The sequence below is a fragment of the Chromohalobacter sp. HP20-39 genome (assembly GCF_033052815.1).
Taxonomy (GTDB): domain Bacteria; phylum Pseudomonadota; class Gammaproteobacteria; order Pseudomonadales; family Halomonadaceae; genus Chromohalobacter.
The window spans coordinates 1-236 of the sequence record NZ_JAWHTP010001173.1 but is presented as its reverse complement, the minus strand read 5'-3'; the positions used below and the strand labels follow the sequence as shown (position 1 = coordinate 236).

At 60.2% G+C, this 236-nt stretch carries 1 pseudogene; it reads right to left on the bottom strand.

Annotated elements, in window-relative coordinates:
- Positions 1 to 236, bottom strand: a pseudogene (locus RVY79_RS21595) (energy-dependent translational throttle protein EttA); the annotation flags it as partial.

Sequence of the window (236 nt, the reverse complement as noted above, 5' to 3'; positions counted from 1 at the left end):
GCACCGTTCGGGCCGATGATGCCGACGATCGCGCCCGGCGGAATCGTGAAGCTGAGATTGTCGATCAGCAGGCGATCGCCGTAGCTCTTGCTGACGTTCTCGAATTCGATCACTTCATTGCCCAAGCGCTCGCCGGCCGGGATGAAGATTTCCTGCGTTTCGTTGCGCTTCTGGTATTCCTGACTGTTCAGCTCGTCAAAGCGGGCCAGACGCGCCTTCGACTTGGCCTGACGGCC